Annotated in this window: 18 protein-coding genes; 13 read left to right on the top strand and 5 right to left on the bottom strand. The window is 65.2% G+C overall.

Features of this window, described 5'->3' with window-relative positions:
* Nucleotides 1–187: 187 nt before the first annotated feature.
* Genes RTH46_RS15185 through RTH46_RS15175 form a run of 3 tightly spaced genes read left to right on the top strand, consistent with a single transcriptional unit; the run spans nucleotide 188 to nucleotide 2018 of the window.
* Nucleotides 188–697 (top strand): MFS transporter, encoded by a 510-nt coding sequence (locus RTH46_RS15185; RefSeq protein WP_316906014.1) that lies wholly within the window; start codon nucleotides 188–190, stop codon nucleotides 695–697.
* Nucleotides 698–713: 16 nt separating this feature from the next.
* Nucleotides 714–1487 (top strand): class II glutamine amidotransferase, encoded by a 774-nt coding sequence (locus tag RTH46_RS15180; RefSeq protein ID WP_110992483.1) that lies wholly within the window; start codon nucleotides 714–716, stop codon nucleotides 1485–1487.
* Between the two features lie 9 nt (nucleotides 1488–1496).
* Nucleotides 1497–2018 carry a DUF2937 family protein gene (locus RTH46_RS15175; RefSeq protein ID WP_153786685.1) on the top strand — a complete coding sequence of 174 codons (522 nt, stop codon included), beginning with the start codon at nucleotides 1497–1499 and terminating at the stop codon, nucleotides 2016–2018.
* 86 nt (nucleotides 2019–2104) lie between these two features.
* Here RTH46_RS15175 and RTH46_RS15170 read toward each other — a convergent pair whose 3' ends face one another.
* Nucleotides 2105–3016, bottom strand: coding sequence for a LysR family transcriptional regulator (locus RTH46_RS15170; RefSeq protein ID WP_316906013.1), 912 nt, complete (start codon nucleotides 3014–3016; stop codon nucleotides 2105–2107).
* Between the two features lie 128 nt (nucleotides 3017–3144).
* Here RTH46_RS15170 and RTH46_RS15165 point away from each other — a divergent pair, with 128 nt between their 5' ends.
* The 4 genes from RTH46_RS15165 to RTH46_RS15150 are packed head-to-tail and all read left to right on the top strand — an operon-like array spanning nucleotide 3145 to nucleotide 6848.
* Nucleotides 3145–4431: an MFS transporter gene (locus RTH46_RS15165; protein ID WP_153786687.1), complete on the top strand. Its 1287-nt coding sequence runs from the start codon at nucleotides 3145–3147 to the stop codon at nucleotides 4429–4431.
* A gap of 10 nt (nucleotides 4432–4441) precedes the next feature.
* The gene (locus RTH46_RS15160) at nucleotides 4442–5221 is read left to right on the top strand and encodes a 5-oxoprolinase subunit PxpA (RefSeq protein WP_153786688.1); all 780 of its coding nucleotides are present in this window, start codon (nucleotides 4442–4444) and stop codon (nucleotides 5219–5221) included.
* Nucleotides 5218–5913, top strand: a complete 696-nt coding sequence (gene pxpB / locus RTH46_RS15155; protein ID WP_153786689.1) for a 5-oxoprolinase subunit PxpB — start codon at nucleotides 5218–5220, stop codon at nucleotides 5911–5913. Before RTH46_RS15160 ends, pxpB begins: the two co-directional genes overlap by 4 nt.
* Nucleotides 5910–6848 (top strand): biotin-dependent carboxyltransferase family protein, encoded by a 939-nt coding sequence (locus RTH46_RS15150; RefSeq protein ID WP_316906012.1) that lies wholly within the window; start codon nucleotides 5910–5912, stop codon nucleotides 6846–6848. Before pxpB ends, RTH46_RS15150 begins: the two co-directional genes overlap by 4 nt.
* Before the next feature lie 114 nt (nucleotides 6849–6962).
* Here the strand turns inward: RTH46_RS15150 and RTH46_RS15145 are convergent, their stop codons facing one another.
* Nucleotides 6963–8141 carry a vWA domain-containing protein gene (locus tag RTH46_RS15145; protein ID WP_153786691.1) on the bottom strand — a complete coding sequence of 393 codons (1179 nt, stop codon included), beginning with the start codon at nucleotides 8139–8141 and terminating at the stop codon, nucleotides 6963–6965.
* A gap of 13 nt (nucleotides 8142–8154) precedes the next feature.
* A complete protein-coding gene (locus RTH46_RS15140; RefSeq protein WP_110992491.1) occupies nucleotides 8155–9000 on the bottom strand; it encodes an AAA family ATPase in 846 nt (281 codons plus the stop codon).
* 294 nt (nucleotides 9001–9294) lie between these two features.
* Here RTH46_RS15140 and cysK point away from each other — a divergent pair, with 294 nt between their 5' ends.
* The 4 genes from cysK (at nucleotide 9295) to RTH46_RS15120 (ending at nucleotide 14170) form a co-directional block, all read left to right on the top strand.
* Entirely contained in the window at nucleotides 9295–10269 is a 975-nt protein-coding gene (gene cysK, locus RTH46_RS15135; protein ID WP_316906011.1) for a cysteine synthase A, read from the top strand.
* 167 nt (nucleotides 10270–10436) lie between these two features.
* Nucleotides 10437–11372: an aspartyl/asparaginyl beta-hydroxylase domain-containing protein gene (locus RTH46_RS15130; protein WP_316906010.1), complete on the top strand. Its 936-nt coding sequence runs from the start codon at nucleotides 10437–10439 to the stop codon at nucleotides 11370–11372.
* A 128-nt stretch (nucleotides 11373–11500) separates the two neighbouring features.
* Nucleotides 11501–13537: a S9 family peptidase gene (locus RTH46_RS15125; protein WP_316906009.1), complete on the top strand. Its 2037-nt coding sequence runs from the start codon at nucleotides 11501–11503 to the stop codon at nucleotides 13535–13537.
* Between the two features lie 159 nt (nucleotides 13538–13696).
* Complete coding sequence (locus RTH46_RS15120; RefSeq protein WP_153786682.1) at nucleotides 13697–14170, top strand: cyclic nucleotide-binding domain-containing protein; 474 nt, start codon at nucleotides 13697–13699, stop codon at nucleotides 14168–14170.
* Here RTH46_RS15120 and RTH46_RS15115 read toward each other — a convergent pair.
* The gene (locus tag RTH46_RS15115) at nucleotides 14167–14445 is read right to left on the bottom strand and encodes a hypothetical protein (protein WP_279847794.1); all 279 of its coding nucleotides are present in this window, start codon (nucleotides 14443–14445) and stop codon (nucleotides 14167–14169) included. The two genes, RTH46_RS15120 and RTH46_RS15115, sit on opposite strands and share 4 nt — an antisense overlap.
* 132 nt (nucleotides 14446–14577) lie before the next feature.
* On the opposite strand from RTH46_RS15115, the gene RTH46_RS15110 reads away from it, so the two are divergent.
* Nucleotides 14578–14943 carry a YajD family HNH nuclease gene (locus RTH46_RS15110; protein ID WP_110992478.1) on the top strand — a complete coding sequence of 122 codons (366 nt, stop codon included), beginning with the start codon at nucleotides 14578–14580 and terminating at the stop codon, nucleotides 14941–14943.
* Nucleotides 14944–15014: 71 nt separating this feature from the next.
* A complete protein-coding gene (locus RTH46_RS15105) occupies nucleotides 15015–15485 on the top strand; it encodes an RNA methyltransferase (protein WP_046856681.1) in 471 nt (156 codons plus the stop codon).
* Between the two features lie 129 nt (nucleotides 15486–15614).
* On the opposite strand, the gene RTH46_RS15100 is transcribed toward RTH46_RS15105, so the two are convergent.
* Complete coding sequence (locus RTH46_RS15100; protein WP_153786680.1) at nucleotides 15615–17105, bottom strand: aldehyde dehydrogenase; 1491 nt, start codon at nucleotides 17103–17105, stop codon at nucleotides 15615–15617.
* Between the last annotated feature and the right edge of the window lies 1 nt (nucleotide 17106).

The following is a 17106-nucleotide window of genomic DNA, read 5'->3' as shown; positions in this document are numbered from 1 at the left end:
CAATGATTGAAGGCAGCCTGTGCCGGCCATTTCGCGGGTAAACCCGCTCCCACAGGTAATGCGCAATCCCTGTGGGAGCGGGTTTACCCGCGAAGCAGCCGGCGCGGTTCCTGAATGGGAGAGGGGGCGCCTGCGCCGGTAAAAGTGTTTATCATAGGCGTCTCTTTGCCTGGCATGCACGAACACCATGACCGAACACGACTATCTGTTGGCCTGGGGCCTCTACGCCGTCGCCGCCCTGGGTTGCCTGCTGGTGGCCTGCAAGCTCACCGGCTGGATGTGGCGCTGGCTGCGCGAGCCGCTGCGGGTGATCGTCGCCGTGCTGCTGTTCAGCCCGACCATCGTCGACCCGGTCAAGGACAGCTTCGCCCCGGCCATTGCCATCACCGCGCTGGACCTGGCCTTCAAGGTCGGCAACAACGCCTGGCGCGCCGCCTCGGACCTGGCCATGTACGGCATGATCGCCTTCGCCCTGTACCTGGTCTTCGTGCTGATCCGCTGGCCGCTGGAAAAACGCGCCGGCGAGCGCCGTGCCCAGCGTGAGGCCGCGGCCCAGCGCCAGGCCAAGGAAGATGACGAGGCGCCGGCCCTGGCCCCGGTGGCCGCCGACCGCAACGACCGTTACCGCGATGAACTGGCCCCTGCTCCCGTGCGCCGTTCCGGCCCGGGCCAGGGCCGCGTAGAACCCCGTCTGTAAACCAGGAGCCGCGAACATGTGCGAACTGCTGGGCATGAGTGCCAATGTCCCCACCGATATCGTCTTCAGCTTCACCGGCCTGATGCAGCGCGGTGGCCGCACCGGCCCGCACCGCGACGGCTGGGGCATCGGTTTCTACGAAGGGCGCGGCCTGCGCCTGTTTCAGGACCCGGCGGCGAGCAGCGAGTCGGAGGTGGCCAACCTGGTGCAGCGCTACCCGATCAAGAGCGAAGTGGTCATCGGCCATATTCGCCAGGCCAACGTCGGCCGGGTGTGCTTGTCCAACACCCATCCGTTCGTGCGCGAACTGTGGGGCCGCAACTGGTGCTTCGCGCACAATGGCCAGTTGGGCGAGTTCAGTGGCCAACGCACCTTCTATCGGCCGATCGGCGACACCGACAGCGAAGCGGCCTTCTGCGACCTGCTCAACCGCGTGCGCGAGGCGTTCCCCGAGCCGGTCGAGGTCGAGCAGCTGGTGCCGGTGCTGGTCGAAGCCTGCGCCGAATACCGTGGCAAGGGCGTGTTCAACTGCCTGCTCAGTGACGGCGACTGGCTGTTCTGTTTCTGCTCCACCAAGCTGGTGCACATCACCCGCCGCGCCCCGTTCGGCGCCGCGCGCTTGAAGGATGTCGACCTGATCGTCGATTTCCACACGCAAACCACTCCCAACGACGTGGTCACGGTAATCGCCACCGAAGCCCTGACCGAGAACGAGACCTGGAACCGCTACGAGCCGGGCCAATGGGCCCTGTGGCGCCATGGTGAGTGCGTCGCCCACGGCCAGAGCTAAGGACGCTCCATGTTCAGAAGCTACCTGCGTTTGCTGTTGTTCACCTTCGGCCTGCTGGCCGGTATCCAGGTGCCCGGGCTGGTCAAGGACTACAGCCAGCGGGTCGAGGCGCACCTGCTGGAATCGCGTCAGGCGCTCGACGGCTTCCGCCAGACCGCCCAGCGTTTCTTCAACGGCGACCTGCAGGCGCTGGTGCAGCATTACCGCAGCAGCGATGACCCGGTGTTCAACAGCGATGCCAACAGCATCGAAAGCCTGCTGATCCGCAACCAGCTGCTGGAGCACGAGTGGCAGGCGCTGCAGGGCTCGTGGGTGAGCCGCAGCTGGCATGTGCTGGTGCAGCCGGAACCGGCGCTGCGTGAAGAGACGCTCAAGGGCTACAGCTACCAGATCCTGCTGGTGCCCGAGGCGATCGGCTGGGGGATTGGCGCCGGGTTCGTGCTGGCGTTCGTGGTCGAGAGCCTGTTGCTGGTGGTCGGCTGGGTGATCCTGGGGGGGCGGCGCAAGGTGGTCAAAGAGAGCTGGCGCTAGTCCTCGCCGGCCCTATCGCGGGGCAAGCCCGCTCCCACGCTGCCAGTTCAAGGCGTGGGAGCGGGCTTGCCCCGCGATTGGGCCCTTCAGACCAACACGATCCGCTGCCCCCCCACATCCCGCGCATAGCGCTCCAGCACCTGCCGGCAAACCCCCACCACCTCGTCCACCAGCGCCACCCCGGTCTGCCAGGCCACCACCAGCTCCAGGCTCGGCGGTGGCTGCAACCCCTCCAGCAGCACCAGTTCACCCCGGCTCAACTCGCTGTCCACCAGCGCCGGCGGCAGCGCGCCAATGCCGAAGCCATCGCGCAGCAAGCGGGTGATGGCCGCCACCGAGTTCACGCAGTTCAACCGCGGCGCCTCGGCCCCGGCTCCCTGCAACAGGCTGAGCACCTCCTGGTGAGGCCGTGAATTCTTCGAGAAGGTGACGATGCGTTCGCGGCCCAGCTCAGCCAGCGACGCATAGTCACGGTGGTGGATGGAGCCGGCGGCAACGATCCAGCCCATGGGATAACGCGCCAGGTCCAGGCTGCGGATCGACGGCTCGCGCAGCAGGTCGGTCTGCAGGATCACGTCGAGAAAGCCCTTGTGCAGCTGCTCGCGCAGGTTCAGCGCGGTGTCGGCCACCAGTTCGATCTCCACCTGCGGGTAGCGCTCGGTCAGCTCCGCCACCAGCGCGCTCATCCAGGTGTGGATCACCGTGTCCATCACCCCCAGGCGAATCCGCCCGGTCTTGGCGCGGTCGCTGTCCAGCGACTGCTTCATGGCCTTGGCGGTGTCGAGCATGCGCTCGGCGTATTCGAGCACCTTGCTGCCCTCGGGCGTCAGGCTGACCCCGCGCGAGTCGCGCAACAGCAGCTTCACCCCAAGGTCGGCCTCCAGCGCGGCGATGCGGCTGGACACCGAGGCCTGGGTGGTGAACAGCTTCTCGGCGGTGAGGCGAAAGCTCTTGAGCCGGGCGACCCAGACGAAGGTTTCGAGGAAACGAAGGTTCATGATCAGTTTTTCTTGTTCCAGACCGGCGGATTTTCTCGTTGGACGCTGGAGGCGTTGGCTCTGAACATGGCAGTCAGGCCGCGACCTCGACGTCGCCCGTAAAACAATACCAACAAGCCGAGGCATACATGAACCCGACCGGCGTGCAGCAGCAGGCCCCCGCCCGATCCTCGAGCGGCCCCTTCGCCTGGTACCGCGACATCGACTCCCAGCAACGACGCACCTTCTGGAGCTGCAAGATCGGCTATGGCCTGGATGGCATGGACACCCAGATGCTCAGTTTCGTCGTGCCCACCCTGATCATGCTCTGGGGCATCAGCACCACCGAGGCCGGGTTGATCCACACCAGCACGCTGATCGCCTCGGCCCTGGGCGGCTGGATCGCCGGCATCCTCTCCGACCGTATCGGCCGGGTACGCACCCTGCAACTGACGGTGCTGTGGTTCGCTTTCTTCACCTTCCTCTGCGGCTTCGCCCAGAACTACGAGCAGCTGCTGATCGCCCGCACCCTGATGGGCTTCGGCTTTGGCGGCGAATGGACTGCCGGCGCGGTGCTGATCGGCGAGGTGATCCGCGCCCAGGACCGCGGCAAGGCGGTGGGCATGGTGCAGTCGGGCTGGGCCATCGGCTGGGGCCTGACCGCCATCCTCTATGCGCTGCTGTTCTCCTGGTTGCCACCTGAACAAGCCTGGCGCGCGCTGTTCCTGCTCGGCCTGCTGCCGGCGCTGTTCGTGATCTTCGTGCGCCGCCTGGTCAAAGATCCGGAGGTCTACCGCGAAGCCAAGGCCGCCGAACGCGCTGCCGAGCCCTCGCACTTCTACGAGATCTTCGCCCCCGGCATGCTCTGGATTACCGTGCGCGCTTCGCTGCTGACCACCGGCGCGCTCGGCGGTTACTACGCCATCACCTCGTGGCTGCCGACTTTCCTCAAGAACGAGCGCGGCCTGAGCGTGCTCGGCACCGGCGGCTACCTGGCCACGGTGATCGTCGGCTCCTACATCGGCTACGTGGTCAGCGCGTACCTGTCCGACCTGCTGGGGCGCAAGAAGAACTTCATCCTGTTCGCCGTGGGTTCGTTCATCATCGTGCTGCTCTACACCCAGCTGCCGGTCAGCAATGACGTGATGCTGTGGCTGGGCCTGCCGTTGGGCTTCTTCGCCTCGGGCATCTTCAGCGGCATGGGCGCCTTCCTCACCGAACTGTTCCCCACCCGCATCCGCGGCTCGGGGCAGGGCTTCTGCTACAACATCGGCAAGGTCTTCGCGGCATTGTTCCCGCTGCTGATCGGCCTGCTCAGCCAGAAGGTACCGCTGGGTCTTGGCATTGGCGCCTTCGCCGCGGTGTCCTACGGCGTGGTGATCCTGGCGGCGCTGAGCCTGCCGGAAACCCGCGGCAAACAACTGCAGGCACGCTAAGGTAGGCAGCATGAACATCGACACGGGAAACAGCCAAGTGAAGCGCCTGCTACTCAATTGCGACATGGGCGAGAGTTTCGGCAGCTGGCGCATGGGCCTGGATGCCGAGGTAATGCCGTACATCGACTGCGCCAACATCGCCTGCGGCTACCACGCCGGCGACCCGAGCATCATGCGCCGTACCGTGGCCCTGGCGCTGGAGCATGGCGTGACCGTTGGCGCGCACCCGGCCTACCCGGACCTGGTGGGCTTCGGTCGCCGCTCCATGGCCTGCAGCAGCGAGGAGATCCGTGACCTGCTGCACTACCAGATCGGCGCGCTGGACGGCATCTGCAAGGTGCAGGGCGGCCGGGTGGCCTACATCAAGCCCCATGGAGCGCTGTACAACGACATGATGGCCGACCCGCAAAAGCTGCGTGCGGTGCTTGAAGCCGTGGCCGCCTACGACAGCAATCTGCCGCTGATGCTGATGGCCACCGCTGACAACAGCGCCGCCCAGGCCCTGGGCGACGAAATCGGTGTGCCGCTGTGGTTCGAAGCCTTCGCCGACCGTGCCTACACCGCCAGCGGTCACCTGGTGTCGCGGCGCCTGCCGGGCGCGGTGCACCACGAGCCGGCGCTGGTGGTCGAGCAGGCATTGCGCCTGGCCCGGGGTGAAGCACTGGTGGCCGATGACGGCAGCGCCGTGCGCCTTAATGCCAGCACCCTGTGCGTGCATGGCGACAACGACAGCTCGGTGGCTGCCGTGCGCCAGATCCGCCAGGCCCTCGACGCGCTGGAGCTGCCATGACGCCGCGTATCGAGGTGGTGGCGTTCGATAGCCTGATGGTGCGCCTGTTCGAGCGTATCGATGAGGCCAACATGCCCTGGATCCTCGCCGCCAGCCAGCGCCTGCGGGCGGTGTTCGGCGCGCAACTGATCGACCTGGTGCCGTCCTATACCACGCTGATGGTGCAGTTCGACCTGGCGCCGAGCGAGGCGCGCCAGCGCATTGTGCAAGCATTCGAAGGGTTGCAGCCGGATCCCGGCACCGCCGGGCGGCGCCACGAGATCCCGGTGTGGTACCACGCAAGCGTCGGCCCAGAATTGCCAGTGCTGGCCGCCCGCAGCGGGCTGAGTGAAACCGAGGTGATCGGCCTGCACAGCGGTCGCGACTATCCGGTATTCGCCTTGGGTTTCGCCCCCGGCTTCGGCTTCATGGGCTTGGTCGACGAGCGCCTGGCCAGCCCGCGCCTGAGCACCCCGCGCAAGCGCGTGGCGGCGGGCAGCGTGGGCATCGCCGAGCGCCAGACGGCCGCTTACCCTGCGGTATCGCCGGGCGGCTGGAACCTGATCGGGCGCACCCCGGTGCGCTTGTTCGACCGTGAGCGCGAAGGCTACAGCCTGCTGCAGCCGGGCGATCGGGTGCGATTCGTGGCCGTTGATCGGGCTGAATTCATCAACCTGGGCGGTGACGACAGCCCGTTGGAGGCCCAGGCATGAGCCAGTTGAGAATCGAGGCCAGCACCGCGCTGTGCCTGTTGCAGGATGCCGGGCGTTTCGGTGTGCGGCACCTGGGGGTGACCCAGGGCGGGGCGTTGGATTGGGTGGCCATGCGTTGGGCCAACTGGCTGCTGGGTAATGACCTGGACAGCGCCGTGGTCGAGATCGCCCTGGGCGGTTTCAGCGTGGTCGCCGAGCAGGATTGCGTGCTGGCGCTGGCCGGGGCTGATCTGGATGCGCGTATCGATGACCAGCCTGTGGCGCCTTGGTGCAGTTTCAGGCTGGGCAAGGGGCAGTGTCTGAGCTTGCGTCAGCCGCGCGAGGGCGTGCGGGCTTATCTGGCGGCGCCCGGCGGTTTCACCGCCGAGGCGGTGCTGGGCAGTTGTGCCACGGTAGTACGGGAGGCTTTGGGTGGCCTGGACGGCCAGGGCCGGGCGCTGTTGAAGGGGGAGGTGCTGCGAGCAGGTGCAGCTATCGCGGGGCAAGTCGCAGCGGCGCACCGCCGCTCCCACGTGCCACACGAGCTGCGCCCGGCGTACGCCGACAAGCCGGTATTGGATCTGGTGATGGGTGCGCAGATCGGCGATTTCGGCGGTACCAGCCTGTTCGAGGCGTTCAACCGCGACTGGACCTTGGACAGTCGCGCCGACCGCATGGGCATCCGCCTGCTCGGGCCGCAGCTGGTTTATCAGGGGGCGCCGATGATTTCCGAGGGCATCCCGCTGGGCGCGGTGCAGGTACCGCCGGACGGGCAGCCGATCGTGCTGCTCAATGACCGGCAGACCATTGGTGGCTATCCGCGGCTGGGCGCGTTGACGCCGCTGGCGCTGGCGCAACTGGCGCAGTGCATGCCGGGGGCTTCGGTGCGGTTCAGGGCGGTGGTGCAGGATGAGGCGTGGCGGGAGCAGCAGCTATACCTGCACCGTTGGCGGTGAAGCTGCTGGCCCTTTCGCGGGTAAACCCGCTCCCACAAGTTCGACACAGCCCTCAAGAGCAGCGCTATTCCTGTGGGAGCGGGTTTACCCGCGAATAGGCCAGAGCAGGCAACATCACTTGGACAGGTAACGCATCCCGTCTTCCAACCCCTGCAAGGTCAGCGGATACATCTTGTCCTCGATCAGGTCGCGCACCAGATGGGTCGACGCCGTGTACTCCCAGGCCTGCTTGGGGTACGGGTTGATCCAGATGATCTTCTTGAACTTCTCCATGAAGCGCTGAATCCACACATACCCGGCTTCTTCGTTCCAGTGCTCGACGCTGCCGCCCGGCTGGGTGATCTCGTAGGGGGCCATGGCGGCGTCGCCGACGAAGATCACTTTGTAATCGTCGCCGTACTTGTGCAGCAGGTCGAAGGTGGCGAAACGCTCCGAGGTGCGGCGCAGGTTGTTCTTCCACACCGACTCGTAGACGCAGTTGTGGAAGTAGTAGTACTCCAGGTGCTTGAACTCGGTCTTGCAGGCCGAGAACAGCTCTTCGCACACCTTCACATGGGCATCCATCGAGCCGCCGATGTCGAACAGCAACAGCAGCTTAACGGTGTTGCGCCGTTCGGGGCGCATCTGGATGTTCAACAGCCCCGCGTCACGGGCGGTGTGGTCGATGGTGCCGTCGATGTCCAGCTCTTCGGCGGCGCCTTCACGGGCGAACTTGCGCAGGCGGCGCAGCGCCAGCTTGATGTTGCGGGTGCCCAGCTCGACCTGGTCGTCGAGGTTCTTGTACTCGCGCTGGTCCCATACCTTCACCGCCTTGCCCTGGCGCTTGCCGGCCTCGCCGACGCGGATGCCCTCGGGGTTGAAACCGCCCGAGCCGAACGGGCTGGTGCCGCCGGTGCCGATCCACTTGTTGCCGCCGGCGTGGCGTTCCTTTTGCTCTTCGAGGCGTTTCTTGAATTCCTCGATCAGCTTGTCCAGGCCGCCCAGGGACTGGATCTGCGCGCGTTCCTCGTCGCTCAGCGAGCGCTCGAACTCCTTGCGCAGCCAGTCTTCGGGGATCAGCGCCTCGATGTGCCGGTCGAGGTTGTCCAGGCCTTTGAAGTAGGCGGCGAACGCGCGGTCGAACTTGTCGAAATGGCGTTCGTCCTTCACCAGGATGGCCCGGGCCAGGTAGTAGAACGCGTCCATGTCGGCGAACACCACACCCTTCTGCAGGGCGTGGTGCAGGTCGAGCAGCTCGCGCACCGACACCGGCACCTTGGCCGCGCGCATTTCATTGAACAGGTTGAGCAGCATGGCCCGGCTCCTGTCAGCGGTTGCCGCGCCGGCTCATGAAGGCCAGGCGCTCGAGCAGTTGCACGTCCTGCTCGTTCTTGACCAGGGCCCCGGCCAGCGGCGGGATGGCCTTGGTCGGGTCGCGTTCACGCAGCACCGCTTCGCCGATGTTGTCGGCCATCAGCAGCTTGAGCCAGTCGACCAGTTCGGAGGTGGAGGGCTTTTTCTTCAGGCCCGGCACCTTGCGCACGTCGAAGAACACGTCCAGCGCCTCGCTGACCAACGATTCGCTGATCTTCGGGTAGTGCACATCGACGATGCGCTGCAGGGTGTCGCGGTCGGGGAAGGCGATGTAGTGGAAGAAGCAGCGGCGCAGGAAGGCGTCGGGCAGCTCTTTTTCGTTGTTGGAGGTGATGATGATGATCGGGCGCTGCTTGGCCTTGATGGTCTCGTCGGTCTCGTAGACGTAGAACTCCATCTTGTCGAGCTCTTGCAGCAGGTCGTTGGGGAACTCGATGTCGGCCTTGTCGATCTCGTCGATCAGCAGGATCACCCGCTCCTCGGCCTCGAAGGCTTCCCACAACTTGCCCTTTTTCAGGTAGTTGCGCACATCGTGGACTTTGTCGGTGCCCAACTGCGAGTCGCGCAGGCGGCTGACCGCGTCGTATTCGTAGAGGCCCTGGTGGGCCTTGGTGGTCGACTTGATGTGCCAGGTGATCAGGCGCGCACCGAACGAGGCGGCCAGTTGCTCGGCGAGCATGGTCTTGCCGGTGCCGGGCTCACCCTTGACCAGCAGCGGGCGCTCCAGGGTGATGGCCGCGTTGACCGCCAGTTTCAGGTCGTCTGTGGCGACGTAGTCGCGGGTGCCTTCGAACTTCATGAACCGATCCTCTGAGGGCTTCGAGGGCCTCTTCGCGGGTAAACCCGCTCCCACAAGCGACTGCATTGCCTGTGGGAGCGGGTTTACCCGCGAAGAGGCCGCTGCGGACAAGCGCTGATTGTTGGCGACGACTATAACCCCAGCCCCGACGCCTGCAAACGCAGACCCGGTATTCAGTCCCTGAATGGTCCGTCACGACCGGCCGCCCGGCAAGCGCGATCAGGCTTTACGCTCCCCCGTTGCAGGCTTACCCTGATGTTTTTCCCTGCTGTTTCATGTTCAAGGACACCTGTCATGAGCCGTATCTACGCAGACAACGCCCACTCCATCGGCAACACGCCGCTGGTGCAGATCAACCGCATCGCCCCGCGCGGCGTGACCATCCTGGCCAAGACCGAAGGGCGCAACCCTGGCTACTCGGTGAAGTGCCGGATCGGCGCGAACATGATCTGGGACGCCGAGAGCAGCGGCAAGCTCAAGCCGGGCATGACCATCGTCGAGCCCACCTCGGGCAATACCGGCATCGGCCTGGCCTTCGTGGCCGCCGCCCGCGGCTACAAGCTGATCCTGACCATGCCGGACTCGATGAGCCTGGAGCGGCGCAAGGTGCTCAAGGCGCTGGGCGCCGAGTTGGTCCTGACCGACAAGGCCAAGGGCATGAAGGGCGCCATCGAGAAGGCCAACGAGATCGTCGCCTCTAACCCCGCGCAGCACTTCCTGCCGGGCCAGTTCGACAACCCGGCCAACCCGGCCATCCACGAGAAAACCACTGGCCCGGAAATCTGGAACGACACCGATGGCGCGGTCGATGTGCTGGTGGCCGGCGTCGGCACCGGTGGCACCATCACCGGGGTGTCGCGCTACATCAAGCACACCCAGGGCAAGGCGATCCTGTCGGTGGCGGTGGAACCGGTGAACTCGCCGCTGATCAGCCAGACCCTGGCCGGTGAGGAACTCAAGCCCACCCCGCACAAGATCCAGGGCATAGGCGCCGGTTTCGTGCCGAAGAACCTCGACCTGTCGATCGTCGACCAGGTGGAGACGGTTACCGAGGAGGAGTCCAAGGCCATGGCCATTCGTCTGATGCAGGAAGAGGGCATCCTTTGTGGCATCTCGTGTGGCGCGGCGATGGTGGCGGCGGTGCGCCTGGCCGAGAAGCCGGAAATGCAGGGTAAGACCATCGTCGTAATCCTGCCCGACTCCGGCGAGCGCTACCTGTCCAGCATGCTGTTCAGCGACATGTTCAGCGACCAGGAAAACCAGCAGTAAGCAGCAAGTTGCAAGCTTCAAGCGGCAAGATCAAAGCGGCAAGATCAAAGCCTGAGTTGACGCAGATCAGCTTGCCGCTTACAGCTAGGAGCTTGCAGCTCCCCCGGAGGGGGTTATGATGTCCGGCTATTCGGGGATGGCCAGATTTCCCCTCCAAGGAGTGTTGCATGACCTTTTCCTTTGTCGCCAAGGCCGGTGTATTGCTGGTCTTTTTCGGCAGCGTGCTGTTCGTACACCTGCGCGGCAAGGCGCGTCTGCCGGTGTTGCGCCAGTTCGTCAACCATTCGGCGCTGTTCGCCCCGTACAACAGCCTGATGTACCTGTTCTCCGGCGTGCCTTCCAAGCCGTACCTCGACCGCCAGCGCTTCCCTGAACTGGACGTGCTCAAGGACAACTGGCAAACCATCCGCGAAGAGGCCATGCGCCTGTTCGACGAGGGTTACATCAAAGCCGCGGAAAAAGACAACGATGCCGGTTTCGGCTCGTTCTTCAAGAAGGGCTGGAAGCGGTTCTACCTCAAGTGGTACGACAAGGCGCTGCCGTCGGCTGAGGCGTTGTGCCCCAAGACCGTCGAACTGGTCAACAGCATTCCTAATGTCAAAGGTGCGATGTTTGCCCTGCTGCCCGGCGGCAGCCACCTGAACCCGCACCGTGACCCGTTTGCCGGTTCGCTGCGCTATCACCTGGGCCTGTCCACTCCCAACTCGGACAATTGCCGCATCTACGTCGACGGCCAGCCTTACGCCTGGCGCGATGGCGAGGACGTCATGTTCGACGAGACCTTCGTGCACTGGGTGAAGAACGAGACCGAGATGACCCGGGTGATTCTGTTCTGCGATGTCGAGCGCCCGCTCAACAGCCCGCTGATGACCCGCATCAACCGCAAGGTCAGCGCCTTCCTCGGCCGTGCCACCGCACCGCAGAACACCGATGACGAGCGCGTGGGCGGGATCAACCAGGCGTATGCCTGGAGCAAGCGTTTCAGCAATGTGATCAGCTCCCGCGTGAAGCAGTTCAAGCGCGCCAACCCCAAGGCTTACCGCGTGCTGCGGCCGGTGCTGGCGGTGGTAGTTGCTTACGCGCTGTATCACTGGTTGTTCTGATGCGGTTGTAGTCTGCGCCGGCCCTTTCGCGGGTAAACCCGCTCCCACAGGGATTGCGCATTACCTGTGGGAGCGGGTTTACCCGCGAAATGGCCGGCACAGGCTGCCTTCAATCATTGAGACACCGAATGCCAATCATGCCCCCCGTCGCCCACCAGGCCCCCGGCACCGACCCCTACGCCTGGCTGCAAGACCGCGACACCCCCGAAGTACTGGCCTACCTGAACGCGGAAAACGCCTATCAGGAGGCCTGCCTGGCCGACCAGGCCAGCTTGCGCGAGCAACTGTTCGAAGAAATCAAGGGCCGTATCCTCGAGACCGACCTGTCGCTACCCTCGCCCTGGGGCCCGTACCTGTACTACACCCGCACCACCGCCGGCGACGAGTACCCGCGCCACTACCGCTGCCCGCGCCCGGCGGATGACAGCAACACGGTGGATGAAAGCCGCGAAGAACTGCTGCTCGACCCCAACGCCCTGGCCAATGGCGGCTTCCTGGCCCTCGGCGCATTCAACATCAGCCCCGACCACCGCCTGCTGGCCTACAGCCTCGACACCAGCGGCGACGAGATCTACACCCTGTACGTCAAGGACCTGGCCAACGGCGCGCTGACCACCCTGCCCTTCGACGATTGCGACGGCAGCATGACCTGGGCCAACGACAGCCAGACGCTGTTCTTCGCCGAACTGGACGACACCCACCGCCCCTGGCGCCTGCGCCGCCACACCCTCGGCGAGGCTGATGCCGCCACTGTGTTCGAAGAGCCCGACGGGCGCTTCTTCCTGCACTGCTACCGCGCCAGCTCCGAACGCCAGCTGGTGCTGCTGCTCAACAGCAAGACCACCAGTGAGGCCTGGGTGCTGGACGCCGCCACGCCGCAGGCCGCGTTCACCTGCCTGGCGCCACGGGTCGAAGGCCACGAGTACTTCCCCGACCACGGCCAGCTCGACGGCCAGTGGCGCTGGTTCATCCGCAGCAACCAGGACGGCATCAACTTCGCCCTGTACCACGCCCCGGCCGACCAGGTACCGACCCGCGCCGACTGGCAGCTGCTGGTCGCACACCGCGACGACATCATGCTCGAAGGCGTGAGCCTCAACGCTTCGGCCCTGAGCCTGAGCCTGCGCGAAGGTGGCCTGCCGATCATCGAGGTGCGCCCGCAAGGCTTGCCGGCCTACCGCGTGGAGCTGCCGGACGCGGCCTACAGCCTCTACGTGCAGGACAGCCTGGAGTTCGCCAGCACGCGCATCCGCCTGCGCTACGAGGCCCTCAACCGCCCGGCCCAGGTGCGCCAGCTGGAGCTGGCCACGGGTGAGCAGGCCGTGCTCAAGCAGACCCCGGTGCTGGGCGCTTTCGATGCCGACGACTATGTCAGCCAGCGCCTGTGGACAGTGGCCAAGGACGGCACCCGCGTGCCGATCAGCCTGGTGCGCCGCCGCGCCGACCTGGGCAAGACCGTGCCTCTCTATCTGTACGGCTACGGCGCCTACGGCGAAAGCCTCGACCCCTGGTTCTCCCATGCCCGCCTGAGCCTGCTGGAGCGCGGCGTGGCCTTCGCCATCGCCCATGTGCGCGGCGGCGGCGAGCTGGGCGAAGCCTGGTACCGGGCCGGCAAGCAGGAACACAAGCACAACAGCTTCGACGACTTCATCGCCTGCGCCGAGCACCTGATCAGCGAGGGCATCACCGCCCGCGAGCGCCTGGCCATCAGCGGCGGCAGCGCCGGCGGGCTGCTGATGGGCGCGGTGCTCAACCTGCGCCCGGAGCTGTTCCGCTGCGCCATCGCCGAAGTGCCGTTCGTCGACGTGCTCAACACCATGCTCGACCCGGAGCTGCCGCTGACCGTCACCGAGTACGACGAATGGGGCAACCCCGAAGAGCCCGAGATCTACGAACGGATCAAGGCCTACGCGCCTTACGAGAACGTCAAGGCACAGGCCTACCCGGCCATGCTGGTGATCGCCGGCTACAACGACAGCCGCGTGCAGTACTGGGAAGCGGCCAAGTGGGTGGCGCGCCTGCGCACGCGCAAGACCGACAGCAACCTGCTGCTGCTCAAGACCGAAATGGGCGCCGGCCACGGCGGCATGAGCGGGCGTTACCAGGGGCTGCGCGACGTGGCGCTGGAATATGCGTTCGTCTTCAATGAGCTGGGTGTGGTGTAAAACGCGTTTTTGGTTGTCATAGGGTTCGGTCACCCGACATGAAGGTGAAACGGCCCTTGTGGGAGCGGGTTCACCCGCGAAAGCGTCAGTGAAGCCACTGCAGCATTCGCGGGTAAACCCGCTCCCACAGGGATCAAGACATTCGAAGAAGAACAACACATGCCCGACCAATCCCACCTCAACGCCGAAATCCGCGACATGCTCATGGACTGCGGCCAGTTCGACACCCTGCAACCCGGCGACTACCTTGCCGCCGCCGGCTATTTCAGCCTCACCAGCATCACCGAAGGCCAGACCATTTTCAGCGAAGGCGATGCCGGCACGTTCATGTGCATCCTGCACCGCGGCGTGGTCTCGGTGCGCAAGACCGACGCCAGCGGCGCCCTGGTGGAGATCGCCACCCTGCGCAAGGGCCGTGCCTTCGGCGAAATGGCCGTGCTCGACGGTGAGCGGCGCTCGGCCACCTGCGTCGCGGCCAGCGATTGCCAATTGCTCACCCTGGGCAAGGACTCACTGGAAAAAATGCTGATGGACGCGCCGCGCATCGCCGCACGCATCATCCGCGCCCTGGCGGTGGCGTTGTCCAAGCGCTTGCGCATGCAGGACGGGCAAAGCCTGGCACGCCAGGTCTAGTCGCCCTTCCCTGGAGTTTTCGGCGGGTCCTGGTTCAGCCCAGGCAATGGCTGGTCCTTCGGCGGCCCAGGCACCGGCATGGGCGGTAACAGCGGTGCACCGGGGCGGTTGGCGCCGGCCTTGGGCGGCGTGCTCGGGGTGATCTGCGGATACGGTGTAGGGGTCGCGGTGCCGGGCGCACCAGGCGCGGGCGTAAGGGGGCCGGCCTGCTGGCCGGCGGCATCGGCCATGGGGGTGGCGGCGCTCAGCAGCGCGGCGAGGATCGCATGCAACATCTGCCACCTCCTGTCGGGAACCTTGCTACAGGCTAGGCCGAACCTTGCGTTTTTGCCTGTCCGCTGACGCCACAGGCGCGCTAGACTCGACGCTATAACCGTCATTCGCCTGATCAGAAAAAAGGTAACACCATGAGCTCCACCTCCGCTGCCACCGCCCGCCTCGACCGCATCCTCGCCGACGCCAAGCGCGACAAGGAAATGGGCTACCGCGACAAGGCGCTGAAGATGTACCCCCACGTGTGCGGCCGCTGCACCCGCGAGTTTTCCGGCAAGCGCCTGTCGGAACTGACCGTGCACCACCGTGACCACAACCACGACAACAACCCCCAGGACGGCTCGAACTGGGAACTGCTGTGCCTGTACTGCCACGACAACGAGCACTCGCGCTACACCGACCAGCAGTATTTCAGCGAAGGCTCGCTGAGCTCGCCGAAAACCGCCGTGGCCACCCATAACCCGTTCGCCGGGCTGGCGAGCCTGCTGAAAAAAGACTGAACGTCGATTCCCGCCCCCACCGCGTCGGCGACCCCGTATAATCGCGCTCTTTTTTGCGAAGGGCCCGACTCGTGGCGAACAAACGGTACAGCTGCATCGGCCTGTTCAACCCCAAATCCGCCGAGAACGTCGGTTCGGTGATGCGTGCGGCAGGCTGTTATGGGGTCAATTCGGTGTTCTACACCGGCAAGCGCTACGAGCGCGCCCGCGACTTCGTCACCGACACCAAGCGCGTGCACTACGACATTCCGCTGATCGGCATCGACGACCTGCAGCGCATCATCCCGCTGGGTTGCACGCCGGTGGCGGTGGAGCTGGTGGACGGTGCCAGGCCGCTGCCGGAGTACACCCACCCGGATCGGGCGATCTACATCTTCGGGCCTGAGGATGGCTCGCTGAGCGAGGATGTGCGGGGGTGGTGCGAGGAGACCATCTATATTCCGACCCAGGGCTGCATGAACCTGGCGGCGACGGTGAATGTGGTGCTGTATGACCGCATGGCCAAGGGCTTGAATACCCGTTCGGGGCCTAAGTTCAAGTAGGCAGGTCTGGCCCTATCGCCGGCAAGCCGGCTCCCACAGGGTTTTCGTGGACCTTGTGGGAGCCGGCTTGCCGGCGATGAGGCCAGTGGCGGTGCCGAACTCCGTCAGAACAGCACCGGTACTGCTCTTTTACGAAGCGTTGATCCAGATGGTCTTGAGCTCCGTGTACTGGTCGTGGGCCCAGATGGACTTGTCGCGACCACCAAAGCCAGACTCCTTGTAACCACCGAACGGCGTGGTGACGTCACCTTCGCCGAAGCAGTTCACCGTCACCACACCCGCGCGGATCTCCCGCGACAGACGCAGCGCATTGCGCAGGCTGCCGGTGTAGGCCGAGGCGGCCAGGCCGTAGACCGTGTCGTTGGCCAGTTCGATGGCTTCGTCAATGGTCTCGAAGCTGGTCACGCTCAGCACCGGGCCAAAGATCTCCTCGACGAACAGTTTGTTGTCGCGGGCCACGCCATCGACGATGGTCGGCTGCACGAACACGCCCTGCTCGGTCTCGCCACCCTGGACAACCTTGAGTTTCTGCTCTGCGGCGTACTCCAGGTACGACTTGACCTTCTCGAAGTGCGATTTGCTGACCATCGCGCCCAGGCGGTTGTCCGGGTCCAGCGGATCACCCAGTTTCCAGTCCTTCAGGTGCTTGCCGATCAGGCTCAGCAGCTCGTCCTTGACGTCCTTGTGGACGATCAGGCGCGAGGACGCCGAGCAGTTCTCGCCCATGTTCCAGAACGCGCCGGCAGTAACGAACTGAGCCACCTCGTCCAGGTCTTCGCAGTCGTTCATGACCACGGCCGGGTTCTTGCCACCCAGCTCCAGCACGATGCGCTTGAGGTTGGACTCGGCGGCGTACTTCAGGAACAGCCGGCCAGTGTCGGTGGAGCCGGTGAAGCTGACCATCGGGATGTCCATGTGCCGGCCAATGGCCTCGCCCACTTCACGGCCACCGCCAGGCACCAGGTTGAACACACCGGCCGGGATACCGGCTTCATGGGCCAGCTCTGCCACGCGCAGGGCGCTGAGGGTGGTTTCCTTGGCCGGCTTGACCACGATCGAGCAACCGGCAGCCAGCGACGGGGCGATCTTCCAGGCCAGCATCAGCAGCGGGAAGTTCCACGGCAGCACCAGGCCGACCACGCCGATGGCTTCACGCACCACCATGGTCACGGCAGCGTTGCCGGTCGGGGCGGTGGCGTCGTAGATCTTGTCGATCAGCTCGGCATGCCAGCGGATGGTGTGGATGGTTTCCGGCACATCGACGGTCTGGCACTCGCTGACCGGCTTGCCGCTGTCCAGCGCTTCCAGCACCGCCAGCTCGTGGGCGTTGTCTTCGAGCAGTTGGGCGAACTTCTGCAGCACGTGCTTGCGGTCGTTCGGCTGCATCTTCGACCAGGTGCCCGCTTCGAACACGCGCTTGGCTGCCGCAACAGCCACATCGACGTCGTTGACATCGCAGGCGGCGACTTCAGCCAACTGCTTGCCGGTGGCCGGGTTGCTGGTGACGAAGGTGCGGCCCGAGATGGCATCGCGGAACTCACCGTCGATGAACGCCTTGGTGCGCAGTTGCAGGTCGGCGGCGATGGCCGCGTATTGATCCTTGCTCAGCAAGTCAGCCATT

The sequence above is a fragment of the Pseudomonas sp. zfem004 genome (genome assembly GCF_032621715.1).
Taxonomy (GTDB): Bacteria; Pseudomonadota; Gammaproteobacteria; order Pseudomonadales; family Pseudomonadaceae; genus Aquipseudomonas; species Aquipseudomonas sichuanensis.
Note: the sequence above shows the minus strand (reverse complement) of the source record. Positions and strands in the feature narration are given on the sequence as shown.

Excerpts from the sequence above, each read along its gene's own strand:
- RTH46_RS15185 (WP_316906014.1), top strand. The coding sequence starts at position 188 with ATGACCGAACACGACTATCTGTTGGCCTGGGGCCTCTACGCCGTCGCC.
- RTH46_RS15180 (WP_110992483.1), top strand. The coding sequence starts at position 714 with ATGTGCGAACTGCTGGGCATGAGTGCCAATGTCCCCACCGATATCGTC.
- RTH46_RS15175 (WP_153786685.1), top strand. The coding sequence starts at position 1,497 with ATGTTCAGAAGCTACCTGCGTTTGCTGTTGTTCACCTTCGGCCTGCTG.
- RTH46_RS15170 (WP_316906013.1), bottom strand. The coding sequence starts at position 3,016 with ATGAACCTTCGTTTCCTCGAAACCTTCGTCTGGGTCGCCCGGCTCAAG.
- RTH46_RS15165 (WP_153786687.1), top strand. The coding sequence starts at position 3,145 with ATGAACCCGACCGGCGTGCAGCAGCAGGCCCCCGCCCGATCCTCGAGC.
- RTH46_RS15160 (WP_153786688.1), top strand. The coding sequence starts at position 4,442 with ATGAACATCGACACGGGAAACAGCCAAGTGAAGCGCCTGCTACTCAAT.
- pxpB (WP_153786689.1), top strand. The coding sequence starts at position 5,218 with ATGACGCCGCGTATCGAGGTGGTGGCGTTCGATAGCCTGATGGTGCGC.
- RTH46_RS15150 (WP_316906012.1), top strand. The coding sequence starts at position 5,910 with ATGAGCCAGTTGAGAATCGAGGCCAGCACCGCGCTGTGCCTGTTGCAG.
- RTH46_RS15145 (WP_153786691.1), bottom strand. The coding sequence starts at position 8,141 with ATGCTGCTCAACCTGTTCAATGAAATGCGCGCGGCCAAGGTGCCGGTG.
- RTH46_RS15140 (WP_110992491.1), bottom strand. The coding sequence starts at position 9,000 with ATGAAGTTCGAAGGCACCCGCGACTACGTCGCCACAGACGACCTGAAA.
- cysK (WP_316906011.1), top strand. The coding sequence starts at position 9,295 with ATGAGCCGTATCTACGCAGACAACGCCCACTCCATCGGCAACACGCCG.
- RTH46_RS15130 (WP_316906010.1), top strand. The coding sequence starts at position 10,437 with ATGACCTTTTCCTTTGTCGCCAAGGCCGGTGTATTGCTGGTCTTTTTC.
- RTH46_RS15125 (WP_316906009.1), top strand. The coding sequence starts at position 11,501 with ATGCCAATCATGCCCCCCGTCGCCCACCAGGCCCCCGGCACCGACCCC.
- RTH46_RS15120 (WP_153786682.1), top strand. The coding sequence starts at position 13,697 with ATGCCCGACCAATCCCACCTCAACGCCGAAATCCGCGACATGCTCATG.
- RTH46_RS15115 (WP_279847794.1), bottom strand. The coding sequence starts at position 14,445 with ATGTTGCATGCGATCCTCGCCGCGCTGCTGAGCGCCGCCACCCCCATG.
- RTH46_RS15110 (WP_110992478.1), top strand. The coding sequence starts at position 14,578 with ATGAGCTCCACCTCCGCTGCCACCGCCCGCCTCGACCGCATCCTCGCC.
- RTH46_RS15100 (WP_153786680.1), bottom strand. The coding sequence starts at position 17,105 with ATGGCTGACTTGCTGAGCAAGGATCAATACGCGGCCATCGCCGCCGAC.